Below are 20,763 nucleotides of genomic sequence, written 5' to 3' on the forward strand. Positions count from 1 at the left end.
TCAAACCTCGTCACTATGATCGGGAAACAGACAATCATCTATACCGCCGCACAGGGAATGTATCACCAGCTTGTGGACTTCCTGGATCCTGGGTGTCTTATTGGATGGTACACGGATCTCCACATCATTGGGCCCCAGTAAACCAGCCATTTCGCCGCCGTCTTTACCGGTCAGGGCAATAATGGTCATATCACGACTCAACGCCGCCTCCATGGCCATGATGACATTCCTGGAGTTGCCGCTGGTAGAAATTGCCAGCAGTATATCACCGCTTTGGCCCAGAGCCCGTACCTGTCTGGAGAAGATTTCTTCATAGCCGCAATCATTGGCTACCGAGGTGATAGTGGCCGTATCGCAACTCAGGGCAAGGGCCGGCAGGCTGGGTCTGTCCCGGTCATAGCGGTTGAGCAGCTGTGAGGAAAAATGCTGAGCGTCCCCTGCCGAGCCTCCATTGCCGCAGCAGAGAATTTTGTTACCGGCGATGAGCGCCTGCACCATCATGTAGATGCCCCGTTCGACTAATTCAGGCAGGATCTCAATGGCTGCAATCTTGGTCTGAATGCTTTCGGTAAAGTTCGCTTTGATTTTCTCTATCATAGATGTGTAATCCACTGGATATCCTGGCCGTTGATGGCGACCAGATCGATTCGGTGAGGGATCTGAGCGGGGTTATGACCTTTGCTGCTCAGATAGTGAGACAAGGCTGCCTCAAACTTTCTGCGCTTTCTGTCATCGAAATATTCCGCAGCCTGGCCGTGACGGGTTGAACTGCGGTATTTAACCTCCACAAAGACCAGTTCCTGTCTGTGACGCATGACGAGATCGATCTCACCCATTTTGCAACGGTAATTTCTCTCTATCAGCTCAAGGCCTTGTGCGCAGAGATACCTGCAGGCCAGATCCTCGGCCTGACGTCCGAGGAGGCCGGACAGCAGTTGTCTAATCCTGGGCAAGGCGGATAACTCTTTCCTGCTCGATACGCGCCATGGGCAGCTGGCGGACAAGCTGATGGTGGCTGTCCATCCGCACACTACCGGTCAGCCCCTGTTTCTCAAGCATGGGAACCAGGGCCATCTGGTGCAGGACAGGGAGCAACTGGTAAGCGTCATATCCCATGGCGAAGAGCCTGGCCTGGCCATCATTGCGCTGAGGCCAGAGTTGTTGGCTGAGTTGCTTCAGTTCGCTCTCCTGGCCCGGAAGCAACCAGGGCATGTCCATAAATGTCAGATGGCGCAGATCGCGCAGACTGTTGTTTCCCATTTCCTGACTGAAGCTTCTGGAAGAGGCATACACAGGGACGATCTTGGCGAAGGGACTGATACTGGACTCAATAATGGGGTTGAGCAACTCGGTCTGGGCTGCATTGGCGAAGACGACGATGGCATCCACATCACGGCGGTTACGGGCAAAGGCATGGACTTCTTCTTTGGCCAGCCTTTCCACCTGATTGATGCGTTGATTGCTGGCACTGACCTCCAGCAGCGTCTCCATGGCTGAACGCATGGATTTGTTGTCAGTAAAGCTGACTTGTCTGGGAGCGCTGTCATGGGTCTTCATCCACTGGTTGGCAAAACTGCTCGCCATCCGCTGGAAGACCTGTCTGTCCGAACTGACCACCAGTGTCCGGTCATAGCCTTTGCCGGCCAGATATTCGGCCAGTTGAACCGCTTCGTCTTCCGGTGCCAGGGAATAGAAGTATCTCCCGGCGCTCTTTCTGGGTTCGTCTAGCCTGTTCAGTACCAGGGTGGGAATACGCTCAGGGATGGCACTGAGCAGGGCGTCGATATTTTCCTTCAACAGGGGACCGATCACAAAATCATAGGCCAACTCCAGCCCTTGCAGTTCTTCCCTGCCAACCAGGTTTGAATCCAGAAATGTCAGCGAGGGCTGTGTCTGACCGGATCCGTCCAGGCGGGAAAAATAGGCTGCCAGAATGCCTTCTTTCAGGGCTTCACCCTGGCCGGCCAATCGTCCCGAGAGGGGCAATATGACCGCCACCTTCCTGGGTTGGTGTCTGTCTAACTGCTTTAATTGCTCCAGCGCATCGGGTAAGGGCAGGTCGTATCTTTGCTGCCAGTCAGCCAATTGACGGGTCAGTTCAGGGCCAGCCGGCAGCCGGCTGATTCTGGCAAGGTAAAGCCAGGGGGCCAGGTAGGGGTTACTGTCCCGGACCCGTTCAAGCTCCCTGGAGGGCACCTGCTGCAATAACGCCCAGACACGGCTTTGCAGTTCAGTGGCCAGGGCAGGCTCCAGACTGATCCATTCGGCGAGGTCCCTGGCCGCGTCCAGTGGTCTTTGTTGCAGTTCAGCGAGCCGACTGGAAAGCGCCAGGCGCCGGGGTAGATGGTGGGCACCCATGCTGACCTGGGCCAGACTCTTGGCAGCCAGCTCTGTCTTGTCTAACTGCAGCAGACACTCGGCATGAATCAGCCAGAGCCTGTCCGACTGACTCTGTTCCAGGCGCTCTTCACTTAATACTTGTAACAGTTTCAGACTGTCAGTGCACCGCTGTTCGTTTTGCCAGGCCTGGGCCGCGTTCAGCAACCAGGGAAGTTGCCGGGCTGGTTCGGCTTGTCTGGCCCGGGCCAGATACTGGTCGCCGTCCAGCGGCAGGATCTCTGTGGGTCCCGATGTTCTCGGTTGGTCAGGAACAGGCTGACTGACTCTGGGAGCACTGGCGCAGGCACAGAGCAGAATGGTCAGCATGGGCAGCGTCAGGGAGCGGTAGGTCAGCATTGGGAAAAAGTTCCGGCGATCATCAGAGCTCTAGTTTAAAATGCCCATCAGGCTAATACAATCAATGGGATATCTTAGTGACAAATAGCGGACCGACAAGCCGTGGCAAGCTCTATATAGTTGCGACGCCCATTGGCAATCTGGAAGACATCAGTCAGCGGGCGATTCGCATACTGAATGAAGTGGCACTGATTGCAGCGGAAGACACCCGACATAGCCAGAAGTTATTGTCCCACTACCAGATAGGCACTCGCCTGCTGTCATTGCATGAACACAATGAGCGGCAACGGGCCGATCAATTGTTGTCCAAGTTGGGTAATGGTATGGATCTGGCCTTGATCAGTGACGCCGGCACCCCCCTTATCAGTGATCCGGGCTATGCGCTGGTCAATCTTTGCCGGGAAGCCGGTATCGACGTGATCCCCATTCCCGGCCCCTGTGCAGCTATTACGGCCTTGTGTGCGGCGGGGCTTCCCACCGATAAGTTCAGTTTCAAGGGCTTCCTGCCGGTTAAGGAGATGGCCAGGCGCGAAGCGCTGGGTGCACTTAAGGGAGACTCCGGCACCTGTATCTTTTACGAGGCACCCCGGCGGATAGCCGATACGGTGAAAATGCTGGTGGAGGAACTGGGCCCGCACCGGCAGTTAGTGCTGGCCAAGGAACTGACCAAGACGTTTGAGACCTTCAAAAGCGGGGATGCAGAGCAGGTGCTGGCCTGGCTACTCGAAGATCCGTTGCACCAAAAAGGCGAGTTTGTACTGATGGTGGGGCCGGACTTAAATGTCAATGAGAGCCTTCCACAGCAGGCCTTGGATTTGCTCGATTCACTGCTCGAAGTACTACCGTTGAAAAAGGCGGCGGCTATCACCGCCAGTCACTATGGGTTGAAAAAGAACGAACTCTATCAACTGGGCTTGCAAAGACAGGGTCGCTGACCCTGTATTCAGTTTGAAACCCTGACCACCTTGTTCCAGAGGTTCTGGTGCTTGGCATAGGAAAAAAAGGTGTAGGGGTGCCAGCATTTGGGAATCAAATCCAGCTCCTTGCGCTCCTCGAAGTTTGACACCAGTTGGCTCAAAATCTCCAACAGGCGGTCTTTGCTGATGCGTTCCAGCTTTTTTCTTGCCTGGGGATAGTAGAGATTATTGTCGGGGCCGATCAACAGATCCTGGCCAAACTGGGAAAAAGTCAGATTCTTGGTGGCATTGCGACAGATGGGGATCTGGGGATTGGCAGGGTAGAGGTCATTGACTATGGCATATTCGTATCTGTCCAGATCACGTCGATCGGAGTCTTTGGGGATATAGGTCACGCCAAACCCCTGTGGAAAATGCCCTACGATTCTGATAAAGCTTTTCACGGCCATGCTGTTCAAGGCGCCCTGTTCGGCGGCTTTTTCCAGCACCAGTGTCGCCTTTGGCAGTGTTTCATAGGATTGTCCAGGTTTGGTTGAAAGCACCACTGAGGCATAGACCTGGGGGATTTTCAGCAGGTTACCGATGGACTGCTGGGCATCCAGTGAAGACTTGATCAGGGTCATGACAAACTTGAGCTTGTCTTTCTCCGCTTCGTTGTATTCTTCCCGTTCGGCTTTTGAATTGCCCACATAGCGGCCACAACCTATACCGTCCTTAAGGTAGTTGACCGTGTACTGGTAGCTCAGTTTGAGCATCTGCTGGCGTTCCTGCTTTTCCAGGGTACGGAATTCATCCAGGTTTCCATCCGGGCCCCGCAACACCTTCTGTGGGTCCGGATGATATTGACCAACGTCCTGCAACAGGCTGGTCATCAGCAAGGGAATCTGTACATATTTCCTGAAAGGACAACGGGAAGCTTCTTCCGCATCTTCCGGCTGTTTGATCCTGCTGTTGTAGTGACCCAGCACGTACTGGTTAGTGATCTGCTCGTCTTCCAGCATGCGTTCCAGCAGCAACAGACACAACACGGCTTTATACAGATGCTTGCTCTTCTGATTGGCCTGGGGAAGTTTCCTGCCGTCTGTCTGGGTGGTCAGCAGGATAGTGCCAAGCAGTCTGGCGAAATTGCGCCGGCTGTCTTCAGCACTCTCGCCTGAGGTCAGCTCAAGAATCTCTTCACAAACCTCATAGAGTTTTTTATATCGCTCCAGCCGCTGCTCTTCCACCTTTTGCTGAAAGGACTTGAGGTGGGTTTCCGCCTCTTTCTTTTTATGTTCAGCTTTGCTGCCTGATGCCTCCCTGGCCTGGGATAGCTTTTCCTTTAGCTGTGTTGTCCGGTCCTGCACTGAGGACTGTTCGGCGAAATAAGCCATGGCCTGCTCATACAGGGAGTCCTGAATGGGTGAGACATCGTGAATCTTTTTGATCAGGGTGCGGATGCCCTTGGTGTATTTGGTTTCCCCGACTGTGGCCTTGGTCATTGTCCCTGCTGTTATACACGAAAGGATAGTGGTTTGGATGTTAGCAAAATTTGTCAGTGCTTGCGCAAGCACAGATTTCAACTCTTCGCTTCCCGCTGCTTCAGCGGGTTATGACTGGTGTTTGCATCGGCAAACGAGTACACTTCGCGCCGGAGTTGGCCAGACAATCGCCGTCCGCAAGGGGGGAGGAAAGTCCGGGCTCCACAGGGCAGGGTGCCAGGTAACGCCTGGGCGGCGCAAGCCGACGACAAGTGCAGCAGAGAGTAGACCGCCAACCCGGTTTTCCGGGAGGTAAGGGTGAAAGGGTGCGGTAAGAGCGCACCGCGCAACTGGTAACAGTTTGTGGCAAGGTAAACTCCATCCGGAGCAAGACCAAATAGGGTTCCAGGAAGCATGCTTCCAGGCGTGGCCCACGCCGGAACCGGGTAGGTTGCTTGAGTCAGTGAGTGATTGCTGACCTAGATGAATGATTGTCCAAGACAGAACCCGGCTTATCGGCCAACTCCCTCCTTTCACAAACCAGCAGAGTTTTTCAACTTAATCAGTGGGTTATATAGTGCCCGCCGACCTGCTGGCGATGTAGGGTATTTTTTCTTATACACAGGTACGGAAGCGGCGCTATTACAGCGACCATGGGTCTTATAAGCTTCATCACGTCAAGACCCTAAGTTCCAACTGAGTTAAGAGGCAACACCCATGAAAAAATCATCACTCGCTTTGCTGGCCAGCTTGTTGGCTATCGGTTTCTCTCCGGTCAGTCAGGCAGATATCAATGAAGATCTGCAAAACATCTGCACCATCGTCAAGAATGACGACAAGTCTGAACTGCGTAAGAAAGTTAAAAAGGTCCAGGACGACTACAACCTGCGCCTGGGCGACTACTACACAGGTATCAGTTGTGGCGGCAGCAGTCTGATCCGTTACGCCATGGAAAATGGCGCCAACGAAGTGGGCACCTTTATGATTAAAAAAATGAGTAAGACGGATCTGACTCAGGCAGAAGCCGACGGCAAGTTGTTGCAGGAATGGGCCGAAGCCAATGGCCATATTGCCAGTCCTATCGGCCAGGAATTACTGGCGAGGATTAATTAACTCGTCACATCATTGGCGTACTCTGGATTCCAGAGGTGCCTTCGAGACAACAGAATTGGCAGTGCCGGAAGCCGGTAACAGGTGGGAGAACCCATCCACTGCAACCTGATTGGGCATCACTCTCTCGAAGGTCTTGACGCCTCTTAATTTGAGAGAGTGCTCTTGCCCAACATACAATAAAGCCCCGCCAATGCGGGGCTTTTCTTTTTTGCTGGACAGGAAGAAGAGGAAAGGTAGAATCCGGTAACAATTTGTAACCAGCCTCTGCTCAGGGACTTCAGCCTCAAAAGGAGTTGTACCGTGACCCGATCACGTTTTTCCTCTTTTCTATATGTACTTTCTGTTCTGCTTTTAGCTGGCTGTGGTGGCGGAGGCGGCTCAGACAGCCCTGCGCCAACCACTCCTCCGGCCCCGGTCAATAATGCGCCCAGTATCAGCGGCACACCTGCCACCTCGGTGGATGAAGGTTCGGGCTACAGCTTTGCTCCTTCGGCTGCCGACGCCGATGGCGACAGCCTGACCTTCAGCGTGACCAATCTGCCAGCATGGGCCAGCTTTAATGCAGAGACAGGTGAAATCAGCGGCACACCGTCCAGAGAACATGCAGGCAGTTATCCGGATATCAGCATTAGTGTTTCGGATGGCAGTCTGAGCCGTGCCCTGCCTGGCTTTACCGTGCAAGTGCTGGCGGTGAGGAACATTACCCTTGCGGGCAAGGCAACCGATGCGCCTCTGGTAAATGCCCAGGTGACAACCACTGTTGGACAGCGTGAGTTTTCTGCCAGTACAGATGCCCAGGGCAACTACAGCCTGCCCATTGTGCTTCGCGATACAGAATACCAGCCTGAGGACCTCTTGACGCTTAAAGCCAGAGGGACAGGTGAGCAGACCCATATCGAACTGATCAGCCAGGTTGCCTCTTTCGAATCCCTGATTGAAATGGCCAGCAGTGAGGAGCAACTGGCAGCTGGCCAATGGCACCGACTGAACCTGACTCAACTGTCCACTGCCAAGTACCTGCTGGCTTCAGATAAGAACAATGGCTCTGCGGCTACCACCTACAGTCTGTTGGAAGATCTGGAAGAGGCAGTGGATGCTGAATGTATACAGACCCTGAGCGGCCTGATCAAGCTGCTGGCAGACCATACTGCCTACCCAGTTCCTGAAAACAAGACCACCTTATCCCTCTGGCAGAACGACGAAAATTCGACCTGGGAGGCCGCCATACTTTGGTTGAATGAGCAGGGCTTGAGGGATACAGACGGCAATTATGCCCCAACCTTTGCATTAGATTTACAGGAGGCCATTACAACCACCCTTAACGATTCGGATGTTGTGCCTGCGATCACAGATGAGGATTTAATCGGTGTTCATATTATTGCTGACGCGCCTCAGCAGGGTTATGTACCCTCAAGCGGCGAAGTGCTGGAGTTAAGGGCTGATGGGTCCGGCACTGCGTATATTGAGGCAGACAAAGGTGGTGATCTGGATGCACACCAGTTTGAGTTTTCCTGGATTCGAGATGGGAACTCTGTGAGCTTAACCTTTCCGGAGCGGGTCGAGAAAGAGTCATTTTCAAGATCCCTTAACCGTGAGACGGGAAGTTACAGTTATCAAATACTGGCTGATGAATATGGGTTTGGGCAGGAAGTGGTGAATAATGTTACGGCTAATGATGACAAAATCATCTGGAGACCATACCTTCGCAGGCAGACTCATACACAAACATTCCAACTGATGCCAAACACAAATGGCTATATTTGGCTTGCTGGTGAACATCAGGTTAGTTATCGGCTCGATATACCTACCGGGTTTGTGGCGGGCTATCTTCCAGAAGAAAGCCCAGTTTCAGTAAAGACCCTTGGGATTGATAAACAGCTTTATGTCAAAGTGCAAGAAGGGCTATCAGAATTTGAGGGTAGCCTTGCTAATGGACAATGGGCATTACCAGTGCTTTATCGTCTGCCTTGGTACGAGGGGACTTCATTTGCGACGCAGGTGACAGAAAATGAAAACTTTCATCAGGATATTGTTGAAGTCAATGGGTTACCGACCACCGCGGAACTTAGTCAACAGCAAGTCATAGCGGAAGCGCTGTCTCATCAGATAAAACTGACTGTAGGCAATGATCAGTATCAATATATCCCTTTTGCCAGCAATGATCTGCTCTATGCAGTGCTGGTAAATTACTCTGTTGGAGGGGAATTGGATAAGCGGGTAGTTCGCTGGATGTCAAAAGTGAATAAGCCAGATGATGCCTTATCCCAAATCACATCTGAAATGATCACGGAACTTCCTCTAGGTTGGAGAGCAGTATCTCAGTCACATTTCGGTTATTGGAAGTCATCTGAATATAATGGCGACGGTTTATTGATATACGATCATTTATATGTCTATCAATTAGAAGAAAATAATGGCCTTAAAGTAATTGACAGAGATCCTTATGCAGACATTAGCGCGCCTAGGTTCCGAGTTTCTGAGATTTATGGAGACGGGTCTTGGGAAGTGAACACAGATGGGAAGTTGGTCTTGGGGAAAGACTTTTATGATAGTACTACAGGTCTATTAAAGGGTTACAGATTCAGATATTGGACTTTACTGGGTGGAAATGAGCAAGATTATCTCGTTATAGAAGAAGTAAAATGGTTTGATGATTGGAACGAAAATGGTGAAATAGACCCGCTGGAAGACGGGTACCTGGTGTTTCCCCATTTAAAGTGGCTGAAAAAGACCGACCTCAGCCAATGGCAGGAAGCCTGGGCTAATACCAATCTGGACTAATATCCCATTATGAGCCCTGCCAATGCGGGGCTTTTTTATAGATTCTCAATCGGAAGAGGTCAGAGCGCGATAGCGACGCTTAACCGGTCGCAGCAGTTTATCTTTTCTAAAGCCCAGCAGTATTGCCAGCATGGCGATATAAATCAGCGGCTGGACAATATCGGATTTGACCGACCAGATATAGTGCAGGGCCACCAGGGCGGCGGCCGGGTAGATCCAGTTATGCAGGCTTTGCCATCTGCGGACCATTTTACGCTGCGCCGCCTGGGTAGAGGTCAGTGTTAACGCCAACAGGATCAACCAGGCGGCCATCCCCACTGTGATATAGGGCCGCTCGATGATTTCTGCCAGCAGCATGCGCCACTCCAGTTGCAATTCGAACAGGATAAAACTGGCCAGATGCAAAAAGGCATAGAAGAAAGCGTACAAGCCGAGCAGACGGCGAAAGCGGATAAACTGTCCCTGTTTAAACATCTTGGCCAAAGGTGACATGGTCAGCGACAACAACAACAGGTTAAAGGCACTGATGCCGGTAAAGTGCAGCACGGCCTCCACCGGGTCACCGCCCAACTGATCGCTTGCCGCCCGCCAGTAAACCAGCGTGGCCCAACCCAGGCACAATAAGTGAATCAAACCCTTGAGCAGAACAATCTGCCAGTGGCTAAAACGGATCCGCAAGCTCATTAATAGTGCCGCTTCAGATCCATGCCGCTATATAGGGGAGCGACTTCATCGTAACCATTGAACAGTTGTGTATCGATACGGTTATCCGCAAACAGGCCACCCTTGGTGATGCGTCGTTCCCTGGCCTGGCTCCAGCGTGGATGATCGACATTCGGATTCACATTGGCATAAAAGCCGTATTCATTGGCTGCCAACTGGTTCCAGGTGGTGGGCGGCTGTTTATCGGTAAGACGGATACGCACGATGGACTTGATGCTCTTAAAGCCATACTTCCAGGGCACCACCAGGCGAATCGGCGCGCCGTTTTGCGGGGGCAGGGTCTTGCCGTACAGACCGACGGATAAAATCGTCAGAGGGTGCATGGCCTCATCCAACCGCAGGCCCTCTACGTAGGGGTAGTCTATGCCGCCGCCCATAAAGGGGTTATTCTGGCCGGGCATCTGCTTGGGATCATAGAGGGTTTCGAAGGCAACATACCTGGCACTGCTAAGCGGTTTAGCCTTTTTCAGCAGGGTGGCCAGCTCAAAACCTACCCAGGGGATCACCATGGACCAGGCCTCCACGCAACGCAGGCGGTAAATACGTTCCTCCAGTGGCGCCGCTTTAAACAGATCGTCGTAGTCCAGATTGATCGGCTGTTCCACCAATCCATCGATACGCAACTTCCAGGGCTGTACCTGAAAATCCTGGGCATTGTCCCTGGGGTCGGTTTTATCGGTACCGAATTCGTAAAAGTTGTTGTGACTGATGACCTTGGTTTCCGGCGTCAGTACCTGCTCAGTCTGGTTTGCCGCCTGGTATTCCAGGGACCGGGTCTGAAAATCTGGCTTATCTTCGCCAAACAGATTAATGGCTCTGGCTTGGGCGGAGGCCAGCAAAGCGCCGGCACCCATAAAGCCCATCTGTTTTAACAGCCTGCGTCTGTCCCGGTAGATGGCCTCGTCAGTGACCTGGCTTTCTTTTAACTCACTGGGTTGTGTCAGTTTGATTCGCATGCTGCCCCTCTGCCGGTGGATTAATCAGGCTTTTATCACTCCATACGCATCAGGACAGGATTTATGACCAAATAGTTGCAATATTTCCCCGCCAACAATGATTCTAATTGTGCAACAGCTTTTCCAGTTGCTGCTGGTAGTCGGCGATGGGACCTATCTGCCTGTCCACCCAGTCGGGGTTATAGTAAGTCTCCAGATAGCGCTCGCCGCTGTCACATAGCAGGGTCACGATAGAGCCGGACTTGCCCTGGCTGCGCAGGATCTCAGCCTGCTGCAGGGCGCCCCACATATTAGTGCCGGTAGAGGGGCCGACTTTTCTGCCGAGCAGGGATTCCAGCCACAGCATGGTGGCAATACTGGCCCCATCCGGCACCTGCAGCATGTCATCGACCACGCTGGGCACAAAAGAAGGCTCCACCCTGGGGCGGCCAATGCCTTCAATTCTGCTGCCGCATGAGGTCAAAGCCGGATCGCCGCTTTTGAAGTAGGGATAAAATACCGAGTTGTCCGGGTCCACCACCAGCAGGCGGGTGTCGAAGCATTTGTAACGGATATAACGGCCGATGGTGGCGCTGGTACCGCCAGTGCCGGCGCTCATGACAATCCAGGAAGGAATGGGATGGCGCTCGAACTGCATCTGTTCGAAGATGCTGCAGGCGATATTGTTGTTACCACGCCAGTCGGTGGCCCGCTCTGCATAGGTAAATTGATCCATATAATGGCCGTTGAGCTCCCTGGCCAGTCGTTCGGATTCGGCATAAATCTGATCACTCTTGTCCACGAAATGGCACTTGCCGCCGTAGAACTCGATCTGCTGGATCTTACGCTGGGCCGTATTGCGGGGCATTACGGCAATAAAAGGCAGACCGAGCAGGCGGGCGAAGTAAGCTTCTGACACGGCCGTGCTGCCGGATGAAGATTCGATTATCGCCGTATGCTGGCTTATCCAGCCGTTGGTCAACCCATACAGGTACAAAGAGCGGGCCAGACGATGCTTAAGACTGCCGGTGGGGTGCGTACTCTCGTCCTTAAGATAAAAATCGATCCCCTCAAAACCTGGCACGTCCAGTTTAATCAGATGGGTATCGGAGGAACGCTGGAAATCAGCCTGAATACTTTCTATGGCCCGGTGGGCCCAATCTCTGCACATCTCGCTGCTCTTATTGCCGCTACTATGGGCTGAGAAGCTATCGCTCCGGGCCCGGAATTGCAAGTTCAGCAAGCCGTCTATCTACCCAGGCTGATGCGTGGAGCCGGTTTTGCCGTGGTGACGGGCTGATCGGAATGATAGGCCAGGCCGGCTATAACCAGCAGCAGCAAAGCCAAGAGCAGAAGCAGTTTGTAAAGTCGTGACAACATCTTCAATGTCAATTAGTGGTTTTTAATGCAGTGTCACCAGTTCGTCTATTCTCTCACCAATAGTAGAAAAAACTGTAAATATCTGATCTGAAATATGAATGTTTGCTGAGGATGGCAAGGCCAGGTAAAGGGCGGTGGTTGATCTTTGAACAGTCGATTGTCAACCGTGACTTTTGCCTTGAAATCCAGCAAACTTGCCGCCACTAATGTCCCTGGATTATTACAATAAGAGATTGAAATTATGGCTCGCAACTATGTGTTACTGGACAAGGAAGCTCACAAGAAGGTCAAGATCAAGCAGGATCCCAATCTGGCCCATGCAAAAGGCTCGCATCTGGTGGGGGTTTCCATTCGCGAATTTGCCCGTGCATCCAGCGCAGTTCCCCTGGTGTTTATCAAGGATGACTCCGCCAATCGCTACCATTGTGCAGGTGTCTATGGTCTGACCGAAGGGGTAAACCTCTATTATTCAGACGAGGGTTGGCAGAGCCATTTTGCCCCGCTTAATCTGCAGCGCTACCCATTTGATGTACGCCCCAACGGCGAGCAACTGTCTATTTTTATCGATCAGGACAGTGACAGGGTTAATGAAGAGGAAGGCGTCGCCTTGTTTAATGAAGATGGGTCGGTCTCCCAATACATGGACAGTCGCCAGAAAATGCTGGCCGATCTGGTCAACAGCGAGAACATCACCCAGGATTTCATCAAAAAAGCCACCGAGCTGGATCTGATCGAAGAGATCAAACTAGGCGTGCGCTATGCCAGCGGTGAACAGCGTCAACTCGTTGGCCTGTATGGCATCAGCGAGGAAAAACTGCTCAAGCTGGAAGACGAAGAGGTGGTTAAACTGCACCGCAACGGTTATCTGGGCGCCATGTATGCCATGTTGAGCTCTATGGGCCAGTTGAACCGCCTGGTACAACTGTCGCAGAAATCTGCCCAGCCCATTGTGGGGATTCAGATCCTGCCTAAAGAACAGCCACAGGCTGACGCTGCAAAGGAAGCCGCCAAAGCCAACTGATTTACCGGCCCCGCAACGTCAGATTGCGGGGTATTTCCCCGTCTCCTCTCTTTTTCCTCGCTACTACGACAAAGCTTTCCCAGCTTAAAAATGGCCACAGTGATCCAGGCTTACCACTTTTTTCCACCTTATCAATAACTTCGACAAAGGCCCTGATATTTCTGGCTTGCAGGCCCAAATAGCGCGGCCTTTTATTCCTTGACACTGGCCAGTAGTGGTACCTAAACTGTCAAACGTGGGTAAAAGTGGCAAAAAGTGGAAAAAATAATTTTAATAAGGCTAGGGGAATGTTCCGCGGCGCTAACGCAATCAATCTGGACAATAAAGGACGTGTAACGATTCCAACCCGTTACCGCCAGGCGTTGCTGGATGATTGTCAGGGACAGCTGGTTTGTACCATCGATATACAGCAACCCTGTTTGCTACTTTACCCACTCTCCGAATGGGAAGAGATCGAGCTCAAGCTCAGCAGGCTATCCAGTATGAATCCCCATGAGCGGCGCTTACAGCGTCTGCTGTTGGGCTATGCGCTGGAGGGCAGCATGGACGGCAATGGTCGTTTCCTGTTGTCCGGTCCTTTGCGCCAGCATGCCAAGCTGGACAAGCAATTAATGCTGGTGGGGCAACTGAATAAGTTCGAGCTCTGGGACACCAGTATCTGGCAACAGCAGATACATGACGATATTGAGACCGAGCAACAGGGCGGCTTCGAGTTAACAGAGAGATTGCAGGACTTCTCACTATAATGTCCACCGATTATGCGCATCAGTCGGTGTTGCTCCAGGAATCCATCGAGGGCCTGGCAGTCAAACCCGACGGAATCTACCTCGACGCCACCTTTGGTCGCGGCGGGCATTCCCGCGCCATCCTCGCGCAATTATCCGCCCAGGGTCGTCTGATTGCCCTGGATCGGGACCTCCAGGCTATTGAGGCAGCCAAAACGTTCGCTGAGGATCCCAGATTTGAAATCCATCATACCTCTTTCTCCAAACTGTTATCCCTGACTGACAAGCTTGGCCTGACCGGCAAGCTGGACGGTATCCTGATGGATCTGGGCGTTTCCTCGCCGCAGTTGGACGACCCCCAGCGCGGTTTCAGTTTTATGCGTGACGGGCCCCTCGATATGCGTATGGACACCACCCGGGGCATCAGTGCCGCCAACTGGCTGGCTGTGGCCGAACTGGAAGACATAGTCCAGGTGCTCAAGGAGTACGGCGAAGAACGCTTTGCCCGTCGGATTGCCCATGCCATTGTCGAGACCCGCGATGAACACCCCCTGACCCGCACCGGTCAACTGGCCAAACTGATCGACGATGCCGTGCCGGTGAAGGAAAAACACAAGCATCCTGCTACCCGAAGCTTTCAGGCCATCCGTATTTTTATCAACAGCGAACTGGACGAAGTGACCCTGACTCTGGAAGGGGCCCTCACAGCACTGCAAGCCGGCGGCCGCCTGGCCGTCATCAGTTTTCACTCCCTGGAAGATCGCCTGGTCAAGCGCTTCATGAGGGAAAAGAGCCGGGGAAGGCAGGTCCCCATGGGATTGCCAATAATGGAAGCTGAGCTTAACGCCAGCAAATCCATGCGATTGATCGGCAAAGCTATCATGCCTTCCGAGCAAGAGCTGGCGAGGAACAACCGGGCACGGAGTTCAGTGCTCAGGGTGGCGGAAAAGCTATGAAAGACGGCCAGACCCAGTTCAGCCTCGTCAGTCTGATATGGACGGATCTGACTCGCCACCCCGGGCGAGTTTTGTTGTATTTAATGGTCCTGATTAGTGCCGCTGCGGTTATCCTCAGCTCTCATCACAACAGACAACTGGCCATCGCCCATGAACAACTGATGCAACAGCGCGACCAACTGGATGTGGAGTGGCGTCATCTGTTGCTGGAGCAAAGTGCCCTGACAGAACATAATCGTCTGGAAAGCCTGGTGCGCAAGCAATTGAACATGCGCCGTCCTACCGCCGAAGATGAAGTAGTGGTGAGGATACGATGAGCAGCACCAGACAAGCCAAGAAGAACCTCAAGCCCAGGCTGGTGGAGTGGCGTTTCATGCTGGTGGCCTTTCTGGTCATCTGCGTTTTTGCCACCCTGGTGGCCAGGGCTGCCTATATTCAGGTGATCGAGCCCGATTCACTGATTCAGCAGGGTGACAATCGCACCAAACGGACCCGTTATACTCAGGTTCACAGAGGAATCATCACTGACAGAAATGGCGAGGAACTGGCCGTCAGCGTGCCGGTCCGCGCAATCTATGCCGATCCCAAGATTATTCACGATCACGGCGGTTTCAATGATATGCGTCGTTGGCAGGCCCTGGCTGATGTGTTGGGTCAGGACCTGACCGCGATACAGCAGCGCACCTCCGATCCGCGCCGTCGCTTCGTTTATATCGAGCGCCAGGTATCGCCTGCCATGGCTGAGTATGTGGAGCAGTTGGATCTGCCGGGCATCTACCTGCGCAACGAGTCCCGCCGTTACTATCCGGCCGGTGAAGTATCCGCCCAGCTTATCGGCTTTACGGACGTGGACGACAGGGGTATCGAGGGTATTGAACGCCTCTACAATGACTGGCTGACCGGCACTCCGGGGTCCAGGAATATCCGCCGGGACGCCAAAGGCCGTCAGGTGGAAATTCTCGATGAAACCCAGGGGGAGGCGGGTAAAGATCTGCAACTGACTATCGATCAGCGCATCCAGGCCCTGGCCTATAAGGAGCTAAAACTGGCGGTCGGCACCTACAAGGCGGCTTCCGGTTCGGCGGTGGTGCTGGACATCAAGACCAGCGAGATCCTGGCAATGGTCAACAGCCCTTCCTTTAATCCTAATAACCGCAGTAATGTCTCTGCGCACCGGATCCGTAATCGCGCCATTACAGACACGTTTGAACCGGGCTCCACAGCCAAGCCCCTGGCCGTGCTGGCGGCCCTGGAGTTCGGCTCGGCTGATCTGAATGATGTGCTGGATACTTCCCCCGGTTGGATGCGGGTGGGAGGCAGTCTGGTTCAGGACGGTAAAAACTACGGACAGTTGGATCTTACCGGCATTATCCGCAAGTCCAGCAACATGGGTACGTCCAAGCTGGCGCTGTCTGTGCCCAAGGAACACTTTATCGACCTTTTCTACCAGGTCGGGATGGTGGGCGACACCGGTACCAATCTGGTGGGAGAAAGCGGTGGCATCTTTCACGAGCGCAACCGCTGGTCTGATTTTGAGCTGGCGACCCTCTCCTTTGGTTACGGATTGTCTGTCACCACCCTGCAACTGGCGCGGATGTACAGCATTCTGGGCAATGGCGGTAAAAAGCGTCCGTTAAGTATCGTCAGGGCCGGGCAGTTGCCTCCCGCCGAGCAGGTCCTGAGTAAGGATTATGCCAAGGCCATGGTGGAGATGCTGGAAACGGTGGTCCTTGACGGCGGCACGGCGCCCAAAGCCCGCGTGCCCGGCTACCGGGTGGCCGGCAAGACGGGCACCAGCCGTAAAGCCGTGGCAGGCGGTTATGGTGAGGAATATGTCAATATCTTTGCCGGCCTGGCACCGGTGTCCGATCCACAGGTGGTAGTAGTGATACTGATCAACGAACCCGGTGGGGACCTCTATTATGCCGGAGATACGGCGGCACCGGTGTTTGCCCGCGTCATGGGCGGCACTCTGCAGTTATTGAATATTCCCCCCGACGACAAGGCCGTGTCATCCCTGGCTGCAGTTAAAGGAGGACGGCGACATGACTCCTGACAAGCCGATGAATCTGCGCAGCCTGCTATTGCCTTTTGGTATCGAGGCCCCAGCCATTGAGTTGCAGGACATGGTGCTGGATAGCCGTGAGGTCGCCATTCACAAACTCTTCGTGGCCGTAGCCGGCCACAAGTTGGACGGCCGGAATTTTATTCCCCAGGCCATCAGTCTGGGTGCCAAGGCCATTCTGGCCGAAACGGCGGACGAAGCGGCCCATGGTCAGATGGAAATGCGTGAGCAGTCCCTGATTGTACAGTTCTACCGACTCTCAGAACGACTCAGTGCGCTGGCTGCGGAATTTTTTCAGCATCCGGCCAGCGGACTGCAGGTGGCCGCAGTCACCGGCACCAACGGCAAGACCAGTACAGTGCAGCTTATCGCCCAGATGAGTGAACTGCTTGGTCACAGAGCCGGATCCATAGGAACGCTGGGGGCGGGTTTACTCGGCAATATGCAGGAAGTGGGCAATACCACGCCTGACGCCATCAGCATGCACAGGCTGCTGCGGGAAATGAGTCATCAGGGCGGCCAGGTGGTGGCGCTGGAAGCCTCTTCCCATGCGCTGGTGCAACACCGAATCGCCAGCTTGAAAACGGATGTGGCGCTCTTTACCAACCTGACCCGGGATCATCTGGACTACCATGGCGATATGAACCGCTATGCGGCGGCCAAGCGTCTGTTGCTCAATCAGCCGGGCCTGAAGTCAGTGGTGCTCAATCAGCAGGACGAGGAGAGCCTGAACTGGCTGGCCCTGGCCAAAGAGCGCAAAGAGCTGATCTTTTACGGCCTGGAGACGCCGCGCTTTAACACGTTGCCTTATCTGGTTGCCGACAGGGTCGAATACCTGCCTGAGGGAACCCGCATCCACCTCTCCAGCCACCTGGGTGAAGCCGAGCTGCATTCATCCCTGTTAGGCCAGTTCAATGTATTGAACCTGCTTGGCGCCATGGCCGTGCAGCTTTGCCTGGGACATGGGTTTGAAAGGATCACCAGAGCGGCTCAACTGGTTAAGCCCGTCCCCGGACGGTTGGAGGTCTTTCACAGCGAGGGACTGCCGACCCTGGTGGTGGATTATGCCCACACCCCAGACGCCCTCGAACAGGCGCTTAAAGCCTTGCGTGACCATGCAAGGGGCAGGGTGTTTGTGATCTTTGGTTGCGGTGGCGACAGGGATAAGGGGAAGCGCCCTTTGATGGGACGAATTGCCGAGCAGCAAGCCGATGTGGTGGTGATCACCAATGACAACAGCCGCTCGGAAGATCCACAGCAGATTGCCAGGGATATCCTGACCGGCCTGGAAAAACCGGAAAAAGCCCAGGTAGAACTGGATCGCAGAGTCGCCATCAAACAGGCCATGGGGCACGCAAAACCCGGCGATATCCTGCTGCTGGCCGGCAAGGGCCATGAAAACTACCAGATTATCGGTGACAACAAAATCAACTATGACGAGCGTGAATACGCCAACGAATTGATAAAGGGGACAATAAGGTGATCTCTGTAACTCTCGAATGGATTGCACAGCAACTGCACACATCATTGGCCGGTAGCGATAAGACGGTTACCGGGGTGAGTACCGATACGCGCACCCTGCAACCGGGCGATTTGTTCGTGGCCTTGAGCGGGCCAAACTTTGATGGTCATACCTTTGTGCATACCGCAGAGCAGAAAGGCGCAGCCGCGCTGATCCTGTCCAGACCGGTGGAAACGTCTCTGCCTTACCTGCTGGTGGACGATACCAAACTTGCCCTTGGCCAGTTGGCCTCGGCCATCCGCAGCCTGGCCAGGGTCAAGACGGTGGCCATTACCGGCAGCAGCGGTAAGACCACAGTCAAGGAGATGGTCGCCGCAATTTTGTCCCGCCGTGGCAAGGTGCTGGCCACCCAGGGGAATTTTAACAACGATATCGGCGTGCCGCTGACATTGCTGCGGCTGGAAAAAGATCATGATTTTGCTGTCATCGAACTGGGTGCCAACCACCTGGGGGAGATCGCTTATACCACTTCCCTGACCCGCCCCGATGCCGCCACTATCGTCAATGCCGCTGCCGCGCATCTGGAAGGTTTTGGCAGTCTGTTCGGCGTAGCCAGAGCCAAGAGCGAGATATTCAAAGGCCTGCCGGAAAAAGGGCTGGCAATACTGAACGGCGACAGCCAGTTCCTTAACTTCTGGCAGGGCAAGCTGGACCATGTGCGGGTGCAGACATTCGGCCAGGATTCGGGTGACTTTTATGCCTCAGACGTGGTGGTTGGCCTTGACGGTTGTGCCCAGTTCCAGATGCATACGCCTACCGGCAATCTCGATCTGACCCTGGCAGTGCCGGGTATGCATAATGTCACCAATGCCCTGTGTGCCGGAGCCCTGGCCATGGAAGTGGGCGCCAGCCTGGAAGATGTGAAACTGGGCCTGCAGCATATGGCCCAGGTTAAAGGACGGCTGAATATCAAACAACTGACCAATCAGGTCCGTCTGATAGACGACAGTTACAACGCCAATGTGGCCTCCACCCAGGCTGCCATCGATCTGTTGGCCAGCTTTTCAGGCCGTCGCATTCTGGTACTGGGTGATATGGCAGAGTTAGGCGAAAAAGCGCGTTTCTATCATGAAGAAATTGGTCAATATGCCAGATCCAAAGGCGTGGATAACCTGCTGAGCCTGGGCGTACTCAGCCAGCAAGCCAGTGACCAGTTTGCCGAGCAGGGACGTCATTTTAGTGACGTGGAGACTTTGAATGCCTGGTTGCTGTCGCTGGTGGCGAAGGAGCAACGGGATATCAGCATATTGATAAAAGGATCACGCAGCGCCAGGATGGAGCGCGTGGTTCAGGCAATTGAGGTATCCCCCGTGGGAAAGCTTGAACGTTACCGGGAGCGAATTGCATGCTGATATGGCTGGCCGAGTGGCTGCGGCAATTTGATCCGGGCTTTAATGTTTTTTCTTATCTGACCATGCGGGCCATCCTGGCCACGCTGACAGCCCTGATCACCTCAGTATTTCTGGGGCCGCGCCTGATTCGTTGGCTGCAGCGGATGCAAATAGGCCAGACGGTGCGTACCGATGGTCCGGAATCCCATTTATCCAAGTCCGGTACGCCGACCATGGGGGGCGTGCTGATTCTGGCGGCTATCGTCAGCAGCACCCTGTTATGGGCTGATCTGTCCAATCGGTATGTCTTGGTGACCCTGTTTGTTGTTATCAGCTATGGCATTGTCGGTTTTGTTGACGACTATCGAAAAGTCATCCGCAAGGATTCCAAGGGTCTGATTGCCAGATGGAAATATTTCTGGTTATCGGTGGTGGCAATACTGGTGGCCTTCTATCTCTACAGTAACACGGAGCAGGCAGCGGAAACCGCCCTGCTGGTGCCGTTTTTCAAGGAAGTGATGCCGCAACTTGGCCTGTTGTATCTGGTGCTGACCTATTTTGTACTGGTGGGTACCAGTAATGCGGTGAACCTTACTGATGGCCTGGATGGACTGGCTATCGTCCCTACCATACTGGTAGCGGGCGCATTTGCCGTCTTTGCCTATGTGACGGGTAACGTGAACTTCTCCGCTTACCTGAACATTCCCTATATCCCGCTGACCAGCGAGCTGGTGATTGTCTGCACCGCCATCGTCGGTGCCGGACTGGGCTTTTTGTGGTTCAACACCTATCCCGCCATGGTATTTATGGGGGATGTGGGATCCCTGGCTCTGGGCGGCGCCCTGGGGATCCTGGCGGTACTGGTACGTCAGGAATTGGTCTTGCTGATTATGGGGGGGGTGTTCGTGATGGAGGCCCTGTCTGTGATTCTGCAGGTGGGCTCTTACAAACTACGCGGACAACGCATTTTCCGTATGGCGCCTATCCATCACCACTATGAGCTTAAAGGTTGGCCTGAACCGCGCGTGATCGTGCGTTTCTGGATTATTTCCCTGATTTTGGTGCTGGTGGGCCTGGCCACCTTGAAACTGAGGTAAC

Annotated in this window: 19 protein-coding genes and 1 other RNA gene; 12 read left to right on the forward strand and 8 right to left on the reverse strand. The window is 53.8% G+C overall.

Features of this window, described 5'->3' with window-relative positions; genetic code table 11:
- From J0A66_RS02455 to J0A66_RS02465, 3 genes are read right to left on the reverse strand one after another with little or no spacing between them, the layout of a single operon-like run.
- Complete coding sequence (locus tag J0A66_RS02455) at positions 1–597, reverse strand: phosphoheptose isomerase (protein WP_206572335.1); 597 nt, start codon at positions 595–597, stop codon at positions 1–3.
- Positions 594–953 carry a YraN family protein gene (locus J0A66_RS02460; protein WP_206572174.1) on the reverse strand — a complete coding sequence of 120 codons (360 nt, stop codon included), beginning with the start codon at positions 951–953 and terminating at the stop codon, positions 594–596. Before J0A66_RS02460 ends, J0A66_RS02455 begins: the two co-directional genes overlap by 4 nt.
- Positions 940–2,736, reverse strand: coding sequence for a penicillin-binding protein activator (locus J0A66_RS02465; protein WP_206572175.1), 1,797 nt, complete (start codon positions 2,734–2,736; stop codon positions 940–942). The genes J0A66_RS02460 and J0A66_RS02465 overlap by 14 nt, the downstream gene beginning before the upstream one ends.
- Before the next feature lie 71 nt (positions 2,737–2,807).
- Between J0A66_RS02465 and rsmI the strand changes: the two genes are divergently transcribed.
- Positions 2,808–3,671, forward strand: coding sequence for a 16S rRNA (cytidine(1402)-2'-O)-methyltransferase (rsmI, locus tag J0A66_RS02470; protein ID WP_439098857.1), 864 nt, complete (start codon positions 2,808–2,810; stop codon positions 3,669–3,671).
- Between the two features lie 8 nt (positions 3,672–3,679).
- Here the strand turns inward: rsmI and J0A66_RS02475 are convergent, their stop codons facing one another.
- Positions 3,680–5,134, reverse strand: a complete 1,455-nt coding sequence (locus tag J0A66_RS02475) for a hypothetical protein (protein WP_206572177.1) — start codon at positions 5,132–5,134, stop codon at positions 3,680–3,682.
- A 151-nt stretch (positions 5,135–5,285) separates the two neighbouring features.
- Between J0A66_RS02475 and rnpB the strand changes: the two genes are divergently transcribed.
- The 3 genes from rnpB (at position 5,286) to J0A66_RS02490 (ending at position 9,007) form a co-directional block, all read left to right on the forward strand.
- Positions 5,286–5,644, forward strand: an RNA gene (gene rnpB / locus J0A66_RS02480) — RNase P RNA component class A.
- A 186-nt stretch (positions 5,645–5,830) separates the two neighbouring features.
- Positions 5,831–6,226, forward strand: a complete 396-nt coding sequence (locus tag J0A66_RS02485; RefSeq protein ID WP_206572178.1) for a DUF3718 domain-containing protein — start codon at positions 5,831–5,833, stop codon at positions 6,224–6,226.
- Between the two features lie 300 nt (positions 6,227–6,526).
- The gene (locus J0A66_RS02490; RefSeq protein ID WP_206572179.1) at positions 6,527–9,007 is read left to right on the forward strand and encodes a putative Ig domain-containing protein; all 2,481 of its coding nucleotides are present in this window, start codon (positions 6,527–6,529) and stop codon (positions 9,005–9,007) included.
- 45 nt (positions 9,008–9,052) lie between these two features.
- On the opposite strand, the gene msrQ is transcribed toward J0A66_RS02490, so the two are convergent.
- From msrQ to J0A66_RS23535, 4 genes are all read right to left on the reverse strand, one after another.
- Complete coding sequence (msrQ, locus tag J0A66_RS02495) at positions 9,053–9,691, reverse strand: protein-methionine-sulfoxide reductase heme-binding subunit MsrQ (RefSeq protein WP_241263950.1); 639 nt, start codon at positions 9,689–9,691, stop codon at positions 9,053–9,055.
- The gene (gene msrP / locus J0A66_RS02500) at positions 9,691–10,686 is read right to left on the reverse strand and encodes a protein-methionine-sulfoxide reductase catalytic subunit MsrP (protein ID WP_206572180.1); all 996 of its coding nucleotides are present in this window, start codon (positions 10,684–10,686) and stop codon (positions 9,691–9,693) included. Before msrP ends, msrQ begins: the two co-directional genes overlap by 1 nt.
- A 103-nt stretch (positions 10,687–10,789) precedes the next feature.
- The gene (locus tag J0A66_RS02505) at positions 10,790–11,836 is read right to left on the reverse strand and encodes a PLP-dependent cysteine synthase family protein (protein WP_206572181.1); all 1,047 of its coding nucleotides are present in this window, start codon (positions 11,834–11,836) and stop codon (positions 10,790–10,792) included.
- 77 nt (positions 11,837–11,913) lie between these two features.
- Positions 11,914–12,045 carry a hypothetical protein gene (locus J0A66_RS23535; protein WP_277603504.1) on the reverse strand — a complete coding sequence of 44 codons (132 nt, stop codon included), beginning with the start codon at positions 12,043–12,045 and terminating at the stop codon, positions 11,914–11,916.
- 241 nt (positions 12,046–12,286) lie between these two features.
- Between J0A66_RS23535 and J0A66_RS02510 the strand changes: the two genes are divergently transcribed.
- The 8 genes from J0A66_RS02510 to mraY all read left to right on the forward strand — a co-directional run bounded on the left by J0A66_RS02510 (position 12,287) and on the right by mraY (position 20,762).
- Positions 12,287–13,066 carry a SapC family protein gene (locus J0A66_RS02510; RefSeq protein WP_206572182.1) on the forward strand — a complete coding sequence of 260 codons (780 nt, stop codon included), beginning with the start codon at positions 12,287–12,289 and terminating at the stop codon, positions 13,064–13,066.
- 287 nt (positions 13,067–13,353) lie between these two features.
- The gene (gene mraZ / locus J0A66_RS02515; protein ID WP_206572183.1) at positions 13,354–13,812 is read left to right on the forward strand and encodes a division/cell wall cluster transcriptional repressor MraZ; all 459 of its coding nucleotides are present in this window, start codon (positions 13,354–13,356) and stop codon (positions 13,810–13,812) included.
- Positions 13,812–14,747, forward strand: coding sequence for a 16S rRNA (cytosine(1402)-N(4))-methyltransferase RsmH (gene rsmH, locus J0A66_RS02520; protein ID WP_206572184.1), 936 nt, complete (start codon positions 13,812–13,814; stop codon positions 14,745–14,747). The genes mraZ and rsmH overlap by 1 nt, the downstream gene beginning before the upstream one ends.
- Positions 14,744–15,064, forward strand: coding sequence for a cell division protein FtsL (gene ftsL / locus J0A66_RS02525; protein ID WP_206572185.1), 321 nt, complete (start codon positions 14,744–14,746; stop codon positions 15,062–15,064). The genes rsmH and ftsL overlap by 4 nt, the downstream gene beginning before the upstream one ends.
- A complete protein-coding gene (locus J0A66_RS02530; protein WP_206572186.1) occupies positions 15,061–16,803 on the forward strand; it encodes a peptidoglycan D,D-transpeptidase FtsI family protein in 1,743 nt (580 codons plus the stop codon). The genes ftsL and J0A66_RS02530 overlap by 4 nt, the downstream gene beginning before the upstream one ends.
- The gene (gene murE / locus J0A66_RS02535) at positions 16,793–18,295 is read left to right on the forward strand and encodes a UDP-N-acetylmuramoyl-L-alanyl-D-glutamate--2,6-diaminopimelate ligase (protein WP_206572187.1); all 1,503 of its coding nucleotides are present in this window, start codon (positions 16,793–16,795) and stop codon (positions 18,293–18,295) included. The genes J0A66_RS02530 and murE overlap by 11 nt, the downstream gene beginning before the upstream one ends.
- The gene (murF, locus tag J0A66_RS02540; RefSeq protein ID WP_206572188.1) at positions 18,292–19,686 is read left to right on the forward strand and encodes a UDP-N-acetylmuramoyl-tripeptide--D-alanyl-D-alanine ligase; all 1,395 of its coding nucleotides are present in this window, start codon (positions 18,292–18,294) and stop codon (positions 19,684–19,686) included. The genes murE and murF overlap by 4 nt, the downstream gene beginning before the upstream one ends.
- Complete coding sequence (gene mraY / locus J0A66_RS02545; protein ID WP_206572189.1) at positions 19,680–20,762, forward strand: phospho-N-acetylmuramoyl-pentapeptide-transferase; 1,083 nt, start codon at positions 19,680–19,682, stop codon at positions 20,760–20,762. Before murF ends, mraY begins: the two co-directional genes overlap by 7 nt.
- The last annotated feature ends 1 nt before the right edge of the window (position 20,763 follow it).

Source organism: Bowmanella dokdonensis (assembly GCF_017254865.1).
Lineage (GTDB): Bacteria > Pseudomonadota > Gammaproteobacteria > Enterobacterales > Alteromonadaceae > Bowmanella > Bowmanella dokdonensis.